We start from the raw sequence: 13573 nt of genomic DNA, 5'->3' as shown, positions 1-13573 counted from the left end.
CCTACCGCGCGAATGTCACAGCCTATCGAAGAGACTAAGCAGACACCGCGCGGGCAATATCGATGCGTGCCGAGTCAGGTGAATCCACGCACTCCAGGAAAAGCGATACCGCCGGATTCGACTCGTCCGCACGCCACACCGCGTACAAATCCAAAGTCGGCACCGGATCGAGCAATTTCACTGCCACCGAACTACTCCCCGGCGCACCCATACCCATCGAAATCGCGCGCGGCAGCGAGGCGAACCCCACCAGCGGCCGCACCGAAACCATGTGCGCGGTGGCGCCGGGATCGTCCGCGGTCTGCGCGACCGACAGGGTGATCCTGGTATCCGCCGCCGCGCGAAAGATCGAGTCGTACATGGCCGGACACTGTTCGCGCGCGAACAGCACACACTCCTGGCCCTCCAATTCGGCGAACGGCACGCCGGGCCGGTCGGCCCACCGGTGCCGCCTGCCGACCACCGCCACCAGCGGAACCCGATGCAGCAGACGTCGATACCGGAAATCGGTGGTACTCGGGTGGCCGTACACCAGCGCCAGGTCAAGCGAGCCGTCGGAGAGCGCGGCCAACTGTGGCCCGGTGCGCTTCTCCCACAGCGACACCACGATGTCGGGATGCTGCTCGGTCATCTTCGTCAGGGCCTCCGGCAGCACATGCCTGCTGGCCGGCAGGTTGTAGCCGATATTGAGCGTGCCCGCCCGCCCCTCCGCGGTCGCCTTCGCGACCTGGGCGGCCCGGTCCATCTGGGCCACGATGATCCGGGCCTGACTCTCGAACTCCCGTCCCGCCGGGGTCAGCTTGACCTCGTGTGAGTTGCGTGCGACCAGTTGCACGCCAAGCGATTTCTCCAGCTTCTGTAGCTGGGCACTGAGACTGGGCTGCGTGAGATGCAAGCGCTGCGCTGCGCGGCCGAAATGCAGCTCTTCGGCAATCGTGATGAATGAAACCAGATGTCGGAACTCCATGCCGCCGGCTCCTTTTCCGCGTACTCCGAAAGGTAGGCCGCGTCGGGTAACCCCGGATGAACCGCGATCGCACGGATGTTGCCGGGACAGTTGCGGGCGGGTGAACTCGCCCCGGTCCGGCAGTGGCATGTGCTAAGTCGAATCCCGTGACCATCCAGCATCCCCGATCGGGCATCGGAGGGCAAGCCCTCCAGTAGCTGACAGTGGCCGGAAACCGTTGCGGGCCAGGCAAAACACCGTCGGCGAAGCCATTTCGGCACGCGCGTTTCGCGGCCGCGGGTCGCACCGATGACCGCGTTCTCTCGGTACCGTGTGGGTGGTGTCGTGTCGGGAGGAGGGGCTATGACCGAGGGTCGCGCGCAATTCGGTGTGCTCGGTGCGGTGGAGTTGGTGATCGACGGTGTCGGGCAGGCTCTCGGCGGACCGAAGCAGCGGGCGGTATTGGCGTATTTGGTGATCAATGCGAATCGGCCGGTGTCGGTGGAGGCGTTGGCGCAGGCGGTGTGGGAGGACAGCCCGCCGCCGGATATCCGGGTCAGCCTGCACACGATCGTCTCCAATCTGCGCAAGCCGTTGCGTGACAACGGTATCGATGCACGTTCGGTACTGGCGCAGGTCGGTCTCGGCTATCGGGTCACGGTGGCCGAAGGCGCCAGCGATGTGCAGCGGTTCCGGATGGGTAAGGAAGCCGGGTTGCGGGCGCTGAGCGCTGGGCAATTTCGGATGGCCAGCGAGTTGCTGTCGAATGCGCTCGGCCAGTGGCGCGGGCCGGTACTCGCCGATCTACGCGGGCTCGGTTTCGCCGACGCGTATGCCACGGTGCTCGACGATGACCGGCTCAGCGCCATCGAGGCGCGCGCCGAGGCCGATATCGCGCAGGGACGGGCCGATGTCGTCGTGTCCGGACTCGCCCTGCTCGTGGGCGAATACCCACTGCGCGAACCACTCTGGGCACAGCTGATCACCGCCCTGTACGTGGACGGCCGCCAGTCCGACGCGCTCGACGCGACCCGTAGGCTGCGCGCCACCCTCGCCGACCAGCTCGGCATCGATCCGAGCCTGCCGATCCGCGAGTTGGAGGCACGCATCCTGCGCCAGGATCCCCTGGACAGCCGCGCGCGGGCCGCCGCGGCCTCGATCGGCGCGACGACCATCGTCGAGCAGAGTGCCGGCGAGCAAACGGCGTTGCTGCGCGAACGCTCCGGCCAGACCTACACCGTCTCGGGCACGGTCACCCGCGTCGGGCGACTGCCTGACAACGACATCGTGCTCGAGCACGGCAAGGTCAGTCGGCATCACGCGGCGATCATGCACAACGGGATCACCTACCTGATCAAGGATCTGCTGTCCTCGAACGGAGTTTTCGTCGACGGGATGCGGATTGTCGATGCCGCTGTGCTGATCGACGGGGCGGTGATCCGGATCGGCGACTACGAGCTGACGTTCACGCTGGTGCCGTTGGATTCGCCGGGCTGAGGGCGGGCCGTTGGTGCGTCGTTAGTGGACCGTTGGTGGGTGGGGCGAGAGTTGGTCTCAGCCGAGACCGGCTGGTCAACACCTGGACCGCAGACATGGTCTGCACCCCCGTTCCTCGCCCCCAAGCGCGCACTGCCCGTGCGCTGGGAATCCGCGGCGGTGGTCGGTTTCGGCGCTCTCTTTTGCGGGCAGCAGTTCAGCGCAGTGGGGTGGGGTGCGCGGACGGCGATGTGGTTTGCGTTGGGCGGGTCGAGGTGGTTTGCGTTGGGCGAGTGGGGGTCGGAGCGGTTCGGGTCGGGGTTGTGGCTGTTGTCGGCGGTGTTGTTGTTCGCTGGCTGTAGGGCTGGACTGTTGTCGGGCGGCAGGATATGGAGGGGCGGGGCGGCGATGTCGGGGTGGTTGAGCGGGTGGTTACCGTTGGTTGCTTCGATGTGGAAACTGTTGTCGGGGTGGGGGTTCGAGATGAGGTCGTCGGCGGCGACACCGATACGGTCGGGCGCGGGCTGGTCGTCGGTGTGGGCGTGGTCACGCAGGGATCTGAAATCGGCGTTGCCGACGGCGACGGCGAAGGGCAGAAGCTCGCGCATGGTATCGGCGTGCGGCCGCCGATACCGATCGTCACCTCGATTGATAGCTCGATCTTCGGTGGTTGCGTTGGGTACGAAGAGCTCGGCACGTCCGTCGTATACGTGGGCGTCGGCAGGTCCGTCGTGGTTGTGATCGGCGGATCTGTCGTGATGGGCGGATCTGTTGTAATCGGCGGGTCGGTCGTCAGGGGCGGGTCAGACGTGACCGGCGGATCTGTTGTGATCGGCGGATCCGGAGCAGGCGAGGTGTCCAACGGCTCTGTTATCGGCGCGGGATCCTGCGAGTCTGTCGGCGGCGGCACGGGGTCCAGTGGCGCGATCGGCGGGTCGACGGGGGTCGTGTCCTCCCCTGGCGTGCTCGAACCGGGATCTATGGGAGCTGCAGCGTCGGTCGTACTCGGAACCGCCGGAACAAGGTCTGTCGATTGGTCGCTCGTCGGATCGGGCAGGCTGATCGACAGTGCCGACGAGTCCCCCGTCGTGTTCGGGTGCGCCGTGGTCTGCGCCGCCGACCCCGAAATCAGCAGCCCGGCCACCACTACCAACGATCCGGTGATCGGGCCGGATCTGCGCATGGTTCGGGCCGCCAGCCACCACTTTCCGAGCTCTTCCTGAATTCCGAACACCGTTTGAAGCATGGCACGATGGACGGCGCCCGGCGCTCCCCAGTCGATTGGGGAACAAACCTGTCACGGCGTGACGATGGCGAAGTTCGGGTCCGGCTTGTCGAACAGATCCTTGAGTTTCTTCAGCGCCATGATGTCGCCCTCGATCGAGATGTCGCCCTTCCGTACGGCCGCTTGAAAGTCTTGACCGGCCAACAGAGTTCGCGCCAGCGCGCCGCGGGTGAGCGTGATCGTCGCGTCAGCGGCGGGCAGGCCGTCGTTCGGACTGCGGTCGTAGTGGATGAGCACGCCGTTGCGGAGTTCGGCGCGGTGCAGGCGGTCGTTGTCGTCGCGGAAGCGCCAGTCCGAGGTGATGGTGGTATCCCACGCCTGAGGGCCGTTGATGCGCAGGGACATCGCGTCGAATGCCTGGTCGACGGTGAGCGCGGCGAGCAGACCGGCCGACGAGCCCGAGGTCGGCGTGCCGAAGGGGCCGTTGCGGAGTTCTGTGGCACCGCTCAGGTAGAAGTTGCGCCACGTGGCGTTCTCGGAGCCGTAGGCGAGCTGCTCGAAGATGCTGGCCTGCAAGCGTTTCGCGGTCTTGTTCTGTGGATCGGCGAAGATCACGTAGTTCGCCAGCTGGGCGGCCCAGCGGTAATCGCCTGCGTCATAGGCTTTCTGCGCCTTGTTCAACACATCGCCGGCGCCCCCCATCGCCTCGACATGCCGCTTGGCGGACTCGACCGGCGGATGCTCCCACAGATGCGCGGGATTGCCGTCGAACCAACCCATGTAGCGCTGGTAGATGGCTTTGACGTTGTGGCTTACCGAGCCGTAGTAGCCGTGCGTGGACCACGATTTCGTGATCGCAGGCGGCAGCTGGAGCATCTCGGCGATCTCGCTGCCGACGTAACCCTGGTTGAGCAGACGCAGCGTCTGATCGTTCAAGTAGGCGTACATGTCTCGCTGCACGGACAGGAATTCGACGACCTTGTCGGTGCCCCAGATCGGCCAATGATGTGAGGAGAACACCAGATCCGCGTTCCGGGCGTACAGGTTGATCGACTCGGTCAGATACCTGGACCACACGTGCGGGTCGCGCACCAGCGCACCGCGCAACGTGAGCAGGTTGTGCATGGTGTGCGTGGCGTTCTCGGCCATGCACAGGATCCGGCGATCCGGGAAATAGAAGTTCATCTCCGACGGCGCCTCGGTGCCCGGTGTCAGCTGGAACACCATCCGCACGCCATCGATCGTCTCTTCCTGTCCCGTCCGGATGATGTCGCGCGTCGGCTCGAGCAGGGTGATCGTGCCGACCGAGGTGGTCTGCCCCAGCCCCGCCCCGATCTGTCCCTTCGGCCCGCGAGGCAGCGCGGCTCCGTACATGTACGCCGCGCGCCGCGCCATCGCTGTCCCCGCGTAAATGTTCTCCGACACAGCATGTTCCAGGAATCCGGACGGCGCCAGCACCGGGCAGCGCCCTGCCGCCACGTCTTCCTTCGTCGTAATCCCAAGGGTGCCACCGAAATGGTCGACATGAGCATGGCTGTAGATCAGCCCGGTCACCGGCCGATCGCCACGATGCTTCCGATACAGCGCCAGCCCCGCGGCCGCCGTTTCCGTCGACACCAACGGATCGATGACGACAACACCCGTATCACCTTCGACCAGCGTCATATTCGACAGATCCAACCCACGGACCTGATAGAAACCCGGCGCGATCTCGTACAGCCCCTGCTTGGCGGTCAGCTGCGACTGCCGCCACAGACTCGGATTCACCGACAGCGGACAGGGTTCCCGCAGAAATCCGTAGGAGTCGTTGTCCCACACCACTTTCCCCGTGGCATCCTGGACGACTCCCGGTTCGAGCGAGGCAATCCACCCGCGATCAGCATCGGCGAAATCGGTGACATCGGAGAACGGCATCGCCCCCGCGATCGCCTTGTTCGCCTCGGCGATATGCCCACTCGGCTCGACCGGCGTCGCTGACGGATTCAACTCCACCGAATCACCGCACCCACTCAACCCCGCCCCGGTCCCCGCCACCGCCAACGCGGCCGCCCCGACACCGAACACACCACGCCGAGAAACCCGCGCTACCGAGCCTTTCTCCTGCTCACCGACCACGTTCGCGCTCCCATCTCAGACTCCCACGACAGACCGACCGCCACCGGGGACGACCGACCCTACCCACTATTGCAGTAAGGCTGCAATAGTGGGATCATGTGATGGGATGGACCCTATGAGTGAGGCGACCCGACCCCGGCGGCGACGCAACCCCGAACAAACCCGTCGCGCCATCGTCGACGCCCTCCTGACACTGGTCATCGACGGCGAAACAGACCCAACCACCAAAGCCATCGCCACCCGCGCCGGCGTCTCCGAACGCAGCATCTTCGTGCACTTCCCCGGCCGCGACGACCTCCGCATCGCCGCCGTGGACCAACAATCCGCCGACGTCGAAGCCCTCATCGAACCCCCCGACCCAACCCTCCCCCTCGCCGAGCGCATCGACGCGGCGGTCCGCCAGGGTGCGGCGATCTTCGCCCTCCAACGCAACCCCCGCATCCTCGGCCTACTGGAATCCCAACGCATCCCAGCCATCGATCAACGAATGCGACTGACAGACAACCGCATCCGCGATGCCCTGGCGCAAACCTTCGCCCCCGAACTCCCACACCGCGACCCCCGCCTACACCTCCTCGAAGCCACCCTCGCCTGGCCCCTCCGCCACCACCTGATAGACCGCCGAGGCCTGTCCGCCCAAGCCGCCTCCAAGACCATCCGCCAAGCCGTCCAAGCCCTCCTCACCCACCCGCATCAGCCCTGAACAACAGCGCCGATCAGTTGCGTGGACGGCGATGATCGGGGCGGGTAGGGTCTTGCCATTCTGATGAGGAGAACGGGCATGAAAATCGTTGGGTTGCTGGCTATTGGGGTGGCATTAGTGCTTTCCGGATGTAGTTCGTCGGGGGGTTCGGACGCAAAGCCGAGTAGTCCTCCGTTGAATGCGGAGGTGCGCGGTAAGTCGTGCCAGAACTATCTGCCGGTGCTCAGCAAGTTGAAGGAAGTCAGTCAGGACTCGGCGAATAAGACTGCGGAGGAGACGATTTCGATGCTGCCGCAGTCAGCACAATGGCCGGCACTGAGCGAGGTAGACCGGCAATCAACGATCGCCGGGATTCGGGACGCTGCCACGGGGAAGTGCTAGCGGACACGGCAGCAGCACGGGTCAGCCGCGGCCGTGCGCGCGCCGGTGCAGGGCGAGTTGGATTTCCAGTAGCAGTCGATCGGCGGGGTCGGTGAGGTCTATGCGGAGGATCTCTTCGACCCGACGAATGCGGTAGCGCAACGTGTTCGGGTGGATCTGCAGGGCGGTGGCGGCGTTGCGGACGTCGCCGTGCTCGCGCAGGTAGATGTCGACGCTCTCGCGCAAGTTCGCGGAATGCTTGCGATCGTAGTCGGCGAGTGCGCGCAGCCGAGGGTCGTGCAACTCGGGTCGAGCACCGACGAGGTCGAGAATCTCACCGAGCAGCACGGCGGTGCGGGAGTCGGCGAGAGTGGTGACGCGCCCTCGTGGGTAGGTGGCGACGGTGCTGTCGAGCACTCGATCGACCTCGCGCCGCGCGTCGGCGACAGTGCTCAGGTCGGGCACGGGACAGGCGATGGCCGCTCGAAGGGCCAGCGCGCGTTTGGATTCGAGCTGCTCGACCAGCTGGCGCGTCCACGCGGTAACAGCATGCGCGGCCTTATAACTGGGCAGCAGGACATAAACGCGATCACCGAGCGTCGCCGTCACCGAGTCGTTACGAAATGAGCTGGCCCGCAAGCGAAGCATGTTGCCCAGCGCGGCAGGTTCGGTGGCAGGCGCGGTTTCGGTGGCGGTGAGCGCGAACCCGACCACCGCGGCCGGACCCGTCAACGGCAGGTTCAACGCATTGGCCACCGACGCCACATCCACCGAACCGCCCTCACCGAACAGTCGCTGCACCAGCAACGCCTCGGTGGACGGCGCATCGAGACTGCGCGAAATGAGCCGAGCCGCAATGGCCGAGGCCCCGCGCAGGATCTCGGCGGCATCCGGCTTGAACGGCTGATCCCCCTGCTGCAACCAGATCGTGCCGAGCACCCGCGGCGCCCGCGCGGCGCCGTCGGCGGGATGCCGGACGCTCACCGCGAGCCTGCGCTTGATGTTCAGCTCCTCGGCCTCCGGCACATCGATGACCTCGTCGGTCCGCCGCAACCGGTCGAACACGCCCCACTTGCGCAGCACCGCCAGGTACTCGCGCGGCCCCTCCCGCCCCAGGATCGACATCACCCGCATCTGGTCCGCCGCCTCGTCCGAGGCGGAATAGGCCAGCACATGCGACTGCGGATCCTCGATCGACACCATGCCACCCGCGTTCTGCGCAACGATCTGCGCCAAACCGAACAGGTCGATGTCCGCGGCAACAAGCCCACTATCAACAGCCACGACTACGCCTTTCGGCCAACTCGACAACACACTCATCCCATCTTTGTCCTTTTAGCCCATTTCCCGCGCACTTTTCCGGTGTTGACTTCGGCTGACCTCAGTACAGAGCGCTTGCGAGCCGCGTATGCGCGAGGCCGCATTGCCCCATCCAGCAGGAGGAACCATGGACGCCATCGTGTCCACACCGCGGCCGGCCAACGAGCCGGTCGGCACGTTCGCCCCCGGTAGTGCGGAACGTACACGGTTGCAGGCGAAACTGGCCGAGCTCGGCGCGACCCCGACCGAGGTGCACCACGTTATCGCGGGCGAGCACCGGCGCAGTTCGGGCAAGACGATCAAGGTCGTGCAGCCGCACCGGCATGCCGCCGTGCTCGGCACGCTCACCACGGCGAAGCCCAGCGACGTGCAGGACGCGATCACCGCGGCCACCGACGCGGCACCCGCGTGGCGTGCGCTGTCGTTCGAGGACCGGGCCGCGGTGTTCCTGCGCGCCGCCGACCTGCTGGCCGGCCCGTGGCGCGAAACCATCGCCGCCGCAACCATGCTCGGCCAGTCGAAGACCGCGTACCAGGCCGAGATCGACAGCCCGTGCGAGCTGGTCGACTTCTGGCGCTTCAACGTGCATTTCGCGCGGCAGATCCTGGCCGACCAGCCGATCTCCTCCCCCGGCGTGTGGAACAAGGTCGAGTACCGTCCGCTGGACGGCTTCGTCTACGCGATCACCCCGTTCAATTTCACCGCCATCGCGGGCAACCTGCCCACCGCGCCCGCGCTGATGGGCAACACCGTCGTCTGGAAGCCCGCGATGACCCAGTCGGTCGCGGCGTACTGGACGATGAAGCTCCTCGAAGCGGCCGGTCTGCCGCCCGGTGTCATCAACCTGGTGAACGGCGCGGGTCCCAAGGTCTCCGACGTCGCGCTCGCGGACCCCCGCCTGGCGGGCATCCACTTCACCGGTTCGACCGCGACGTTCCAGCACCTGTGGCGCTCGGTCGCGGCGAACATCACCGACTACAACTCCTACCCGCGTCTGGTCGGCGAGACCGGCGGCAAGGACTTCGTCGTCGCGCACAGCTCCGCCGATCCCGAGGTGCTGACCACCGCGCTGATCCGTGGCGCGTTCGACTACCAGGGCCAGAAGTGCTCGGCCGCCTCGCGCGCGTTCATCCCGAAGTCGGTGTGGGCCAAGATGGGTCGCGAGTTCGTCGACAAGGTCGCCACGCTGACCTACGGCGACGTCACCGACTTCAGCAACTACGGCGGCGCGCTGATCGACAAGCGCGCCTTCGACAAGAATGCCGAAGCCATCGCCCGCGCGAAGGCCACGCCGAGCCTGTCGATCGCCGCGGGCGGGCACGCCGACGACTCGGTCGGCTACTTCGTCGACCCGACCGTGCTGCTCGGCGAGGATCCGACCGACGAGGCGTTCAGCACCGAGTACTTCGGCCCGATCCTGTCCGTGCACGTCTACGACGATTCGGTCCGCGGCTCCTTCGAGCAGACCCTCGACCTGGTCGACAAGGGCTCGCCCTACGCGCTGACCGGTGCGATCATCGCCGACGATCGCACCGCGATCGCCAAGGCGACCGAGGGCCTGCGCTTCGCCGCGGGCAACTTCTACATCAACGACAAGCCCACCGGCGCGGTCGTCGGCCAGCAGCCGTTCGGCGGGTCGCGCGCCTCCGGCACCAACGACAAGGCAGGCTCGCCACAGAACCTGCTGCGCTGGACCTCTGCTCGCACCATCAAGGAAACGTTCGTCCCGGCGACCGATCACCGCTACCCGCACCAGGAGCTCTGATGGCCTTCTCCGCGCTGCTGCGCCCCGCCATGCTGGCCGCGTCTCGCTCGCCGCGCATGGAACGCACCATCACCAAGATGCCGACGACCCAGAAACTGGTCGACCGGTTCGTCGCCGGTGACTCCGCGGACCAGGCGGTGGCAGCGGTCGAGGCGCTGCTCGGCTCCGGCCGGTACGTCACCATCGACTACCTCGGCGAGGACACCACCGAGCTCGAGCAGGCCCGCACCACCGTCACGCACTACCTGCACATGCTGTCCGCTCTGGCCGATCTCGATATCAGGGCTGAGACGGAATCGGTTCGGCCGCTGGAGGTTTCGCTCAAGCTGTCGGCGCTCGGCCAGTCGCTGCCGCAGGGCGGGCACGCGATCGCGCTCGAGCACGCGCACCGGATCTGCGCGGCGGCCGCGGAGGCGGGCGTATGGGTGAACATCGACGCCGAGGACCACACGACCACCGATTCCACCCTGGGCATCGTGCGCGAACTACGCCGCGACTTCCCGAGCCTCGGCACCGTATTGCAGGCGTACCTGCGGCGCACCGAGGGCGACTGCCGGGACATGTCGGGCTACGGGTCACGCATCCGGTTGTGCAAGGGCGCCTACAAGGAACCGGCCTCGGTCGCGTTCCAGAGTCGCACCGAGGTCGATTCGTCGTATCTGCGCTGCCTGCGCGTCCTGATGCTCGGCGACGGCTACCCGATGGTCGCGACGCACGATCCGGCGCTCATCGACGCCGCACAGCGGTGTGTCGAGACGACGCACCGCAAGCCCGACGACTTCGAGTTCCAGATGCTGTACGGCATCCGCGACGCCGAGCAGCGCAGGCTGGTCGAGGAGCGGAACCATCTGCGGGTCTACGTCCCCTACGGCGACCAGTGGTACGGCTACTTCATGCGCAGGCTGGCCGAGCGTCCGGCCAATGTCGCGTTCTTCCTGCGCTCGCTGAAGCCCGGTAACCAGCGGTGACGGACAGCGGTCGCGTCGCATAGTGCACTTGCGACCGGCCGCCCAGTTCCGGTTGGCCAACGACACTGAACAATATTTGGCCAACTCGCCGATCACAGTCGCGCTGTGGTCGTATTTAGTAACCACAGCTCGAAGTGTGATCTGCGTTACGCATTGTCGCGTGGCGCGGAGGACGAAAGGAACAACATGTCCATCGCGGAGTTGCGCGGCCAAATGCTGCGCCGCAAACCCATGGGGCAGGTCGATGACGAAAGCCCTGCCGATGAACAGCTGGCACGGTCGCTCGGCCTGTGGCAGCTCACGGCGATCGGCGTCGGTGGCATCATCGGCGCGGGCATCTTCACGCTCGCCGGCGCGGTCGCGCACTCCGTCACCGGTCCCTCGGTGCTGATCTCGTTCCTGATCGCCGGCGTCGCCAGCGCGGCGGCGGCGCTCTGCTACGCCGAGTTCGCCGGGATGGTGCCGAAGGCCGGTTCGGCTTACACCTACGGGTACGTCTCGCTCGGTGAGATCGCGGGCTGGTTCATCGGCTGGGATCTGCTGCTGGAGTACATCGCGGTCGCGGCGGTGGTCGCGATCGGCGTGTCCGGCTACTTCCGCTTCCTGCTCGGTCAGGTGGATATCACGCTGCCGGACTGGATGATGGGCGCGCACGGCACCGGAAACGGCCACGTGGTGGACGTTTTCGCGATGCTGTTCTGTCTCGGCACGGCGTGGCTGCTCTCGCGTGGCATCAAGAGCGTCGGCCGGTTCGAGACCGTCGCGGTGGGTATCAAGGTGGCCCTGGTGGTGCTGATCGTGGTGCTCGGTGTGTTCCACATCGACAGCGCGAACTACACCCCGTACTTCCCGTTCGGCCAGGGCGCGGTGTGGACCGGCGCGGCCACCGTGTTCTTCGCGGTGTTCGGCTACGACGCGATGAGCACGGCCGCCGAGGAATCGACCGACGGCAAGAAGCATCTGCCGAAGGCCATCCTCTACTCGCTGGCCATCGCGATGGTGCTGTACGTGCTGGCGACGCTGGTACTGACCGGTATGCAGAAGTACACCGAGATCAGCCCGACTAGCGGCTTCTCCACCGCGTTCGAATCCGTTGGCATGCCGGGCATCGCGAACATCATCGCGATCGGCGCGATCGTCGGCATCGTCACCGTGGTGCTCACATTCATGCTCGGCGTGACGCGCGTCTGGTACGCGATGAGCCGCGACGGGCTGCTGCCGGAGTGGTTCGCCAAAACCCACCCGGTGCGCAAGGTGCCGACCAGGGTTACCTGGATCGTCGGCATCGGTGCGGCGGTGATGGCCGGCCTGCTGGATATCACCGTGGTCGCCGAGCTCACCAATATCGGCATCCTGATGGCCTTCATCGTCGTGTCGGTGGCCGTGATCGTGTTGCGGCGCACCAGGCCCGACGAGCCGCGCGAGTTCAAACTGCCGTTCATGCCGGTGGTTCCGCTGATCGGCATCGGCTTCTCGCTGTACCTGATCTGGTCGCTGCCGTGGCAGACCTGGGTGCGGTTCCTGGTCTGGCTGGTCGTCGGGCTGGTCGTGTACTTCACCTACTCGCGCACGCATTCCAAGTTGGAGCGCACGGGTTCGGTGGATACCGCCGAGGTCGGCTGAGGAATTCCGAGGGGCACTGACGCCAGTCCCTCGGGCCGGTTGGGTGGGTTGGCCAGATGGCCGACCCACCCAGCCTTGTTTCGGAGCAGAAAGTGATACTCGGCTGGCATCAGTCGATATCGAAAGGGTGTTGGACAGGCATCAGTCCAGCGCCTTAGCCTTCTGACACGTCACACGGAGAGTGATCCACCCCACACTCGCCGCTGGACACAGGAGGATTGATGGCTCGAATTCTGATCACCGGCGCGGGCGGCGGCATCGGCACCCTGATGCGGCCGCGACTACGTCGCCCCGATCGCATCTTGCGCTTGCTCGATCTGACCGAACTCCCCGCTCCCGCAACGGATGAGCGGGTCGAGATCGTCACCGGGTCGCTCACCGACGCCGACACCATCGCCGCGGCCTGCCACGATGTCGACGCGATCATCCATCTCGGCGGGATCAGTCGCGAGGACAGCTGGGCGCGCGTGCTCGCGGTGAATGTCGATGGGACACATACCGTTCTGGAGGCCGCGCGGCAGGCCGGTATCGAGCGGATCGTGCTGGCGTCGAGCAATCACGCGGTGGGATACCGGATGATCGGCGAGGCCGGGCCGGATGGCATTGCGGGAGAAGCACCTTCGCGACCGGATACCTACTACGGGTTCAGCAAGGCGGCGATCGAATCGCTGGGCAGTCTCTATCACTCCAGGTTCGGCATGGACGTGATCTGCGTCCGGATCGGGTCGTGCTTCGACCGGCCGAATGATGTTCGCGGACTGTCGATGTGGCTGTCACCCGACGACGGCGCGCGGTTGTTCGAGGCGTGCCTGAGCGCGGAACGTCCTGGCTTCCGGGTCATTTGGGGCGTATCGAAGAATACCCGCGGGGTCGTTTCGCTGCAGGAGGCCGAGGAGCTCGGCTACCGCAGCCTCGACGATGCCGAGAAATTCGCAAAAGAGATCCCGGCCGGAGCGGCGCCGACATTCATCGGCGGCGCATTTCTCGATACTCCGCTCGGCACACCGAATCCGCTCTGACAGCAGAGCGCTCTTCCATAGCACCGGTACTCGAAACGCATAGCGCGATACCG

General features: G+C 66.0%; 11 protein-coding genes. 7 read left to right on the top strand and 4 right to left on the bottom strand.

Features of this window, described 5'->3' with window-relative positions:
• Positions 1–34: 34 nt before the first annotated feature.
• Positions 35–967 (bottom strand): LysR substrate-binding domain-containing protein, encoded by a 933-nt coding sequence (locus tag ABZ942_RS20395; RefSeq protein ID WP_357384136.1) that lies wholly within the window; start codon positions 965–967, stop codon positions 35–37.
• Positions 968–1309: 342 nt separating this feature from the next.
• Here ABZ942_RS20395 and ABZ942_RS20390 point away from each other — a divergent pair, with 342 nt between their 5' ends.
• A complete protein-coding gene (locus ABZ942_RS20390) occupies positions 1310–2443 on the top strand; it encodes a BTAD domain-containing putative transcriptional regulator (RefSeq protein WP_357384134.1) in 1134 nt (377 codons plus the stop codon).
• On the opposite strand, the gene ABZ942_RS20385 is transcribed toward ABZ942_RS20390, so the two are convergent.
• Positions 2398–3030, bottom strand: coding sequence for a hypothetical protein (locus tag ABZ942_RS20385; RefSeq protein ID WP_357384132.1), 633 nt, complete (start codon positions 3028–3030; stop codon positions 2398–2400). The two genes, ABZ942_RS20390 and ABZ942_RS20385, sit on opposite strands and share 46 nt — an antisense overlap.
• 372 nt (positions 3031–3402) lie before the next feature.
• Here ABZ942_RS20385 and ABZ942_RS20380 point away from each other — a divergent pair, with 372 nt between their 5' ends.
• Positions 3403–3645 carry a hypothetical protein gene (locus tag ABZ942_RS20380; protein ID WP_357384130.1) on the top strand — a complete coding sequence of 81 codons (243 nt, stop codon included), beginning with the start codon at positions 3403–3405 and terminating at the stop codon, positions 3643–3645.
• Positions 3646–3719: 74 nt separating this feature from the next.
• Here the strand turns inward: ABZ942_RS20380 and ABZ942_RS20375 are convergent, their stop codons facing one another.
• Positions 3720–5561 carry an alkyl sulfatase dimerization domain-containing protein gene (locus ABZ942_RS20375; protein WP_357384571.1) on the bottom strand — a complete coding sequence of 614 codons (1842 nt, stop codon included), beginning with the start codon at positions 5559–5561 and terminating at the stop codon, positions 3720–3722.
• 316 nt (positions 5562–5877) lie between these two features.
• Between ABZ942_RS20375 and ABZ942_RS20370 the strand changes: the two genes are divergently transcribed.
• Complete coding sequence (locus ABZ942_RS20370; protein ID WP_357384128.1) at positions 5878–6465, top strand: TetR/AcrR family transcriptional regulator; 588 nt, start codon at positions 5878–5880, stop codon at positions 6463–6465.
• Between the two features lie 402 nt (positions 6466–6867).
• On the opposite strand, the gene ABZ942_RS20365 is transcribed toward ABZ942_RS20370, so the two are convergent.
• Complete coding sequence (locus tag ABZ942_RS20365) at positions 6868–8109, bottom strand: helix-turn-helix domain-containing protein (RefSeq protein ID WP_357384126.1); 1242 nt, start codon at positions 8107–8109, stop codon at positions 6868–6870.
• A gap of 163 nt (positions 8110–8272) precedes the next feature.
• On the opposite strand from ABZ942_RS20365, the gene pruA reads away from it, so the two are divergent.
• From pruA to ABZ942_RS20345, 4 genes are all read left to right on the top strand, one after another.
• Entirely contained in the window at positions 8273–9910 is a 1638-nt protein-coding gene (gene pruA / locus ABZ942_RS20360; RefSeq protein ID WP_357384124.1) for an L-glutamate gamma-semialdehyde dehydrogenase, read from the top strand.
• Positions 9910–10878: a proline dehydrogenase family protein gene (locus ABZ942_RS20355; RefSeq protein ID WP_357384122.1), complete on the top strand. Its 969-nt coding sequence runs from the start codon at positions 9910–9912 to the stop codon at positions 10876–10878. The genes pruA and ABZ942_RS20355 overlap by 1 nt, the downstream gene beginning before the upstream one ends.
• A gap of 186 nt (positions 10879–11064) precedes the next feature.
• Positions 11065–12501 carry an amino acid permease gene (locus ABZ942_RS20350; protein WP_357384120.1) on the top strand — a complete coding sequence of 479 codons (1437 nt, stop codon included), beginning with the start codon at positions 11065–11067 and terminating at the stop codon, positions 12499–12501.
• 221 nt (positions 12502–12722) lie between these two features.
• On the top strand, positions 12723–13520 hold the full coding sequence (locus ABZ942_RS20345; RefSeq protein ID WP_357384118.1) for an NAD(P)-dependent oxidoreductase: 798 nt from the start codon (positions 12723–12725) through the stop codon (positions 13518–13520).
• Positions 13521–13573: the final 53 nt, after the last annotated feature.

This window comes from Nocardia sp. NPDC046473 (assembly GCF_040645995.1).
In the GTDB taxonomy this organism is placed as follows: domain Bacteria; phylum Actinomycetota; class Actinomycetes; order Mycobacteriales; family Mycobacteriaceae; genus Nocardia.
Note: the sequence above shows the minus strand (reverse complement) of the source record. Positions and strands in the feature narration are given on the sequence as shown.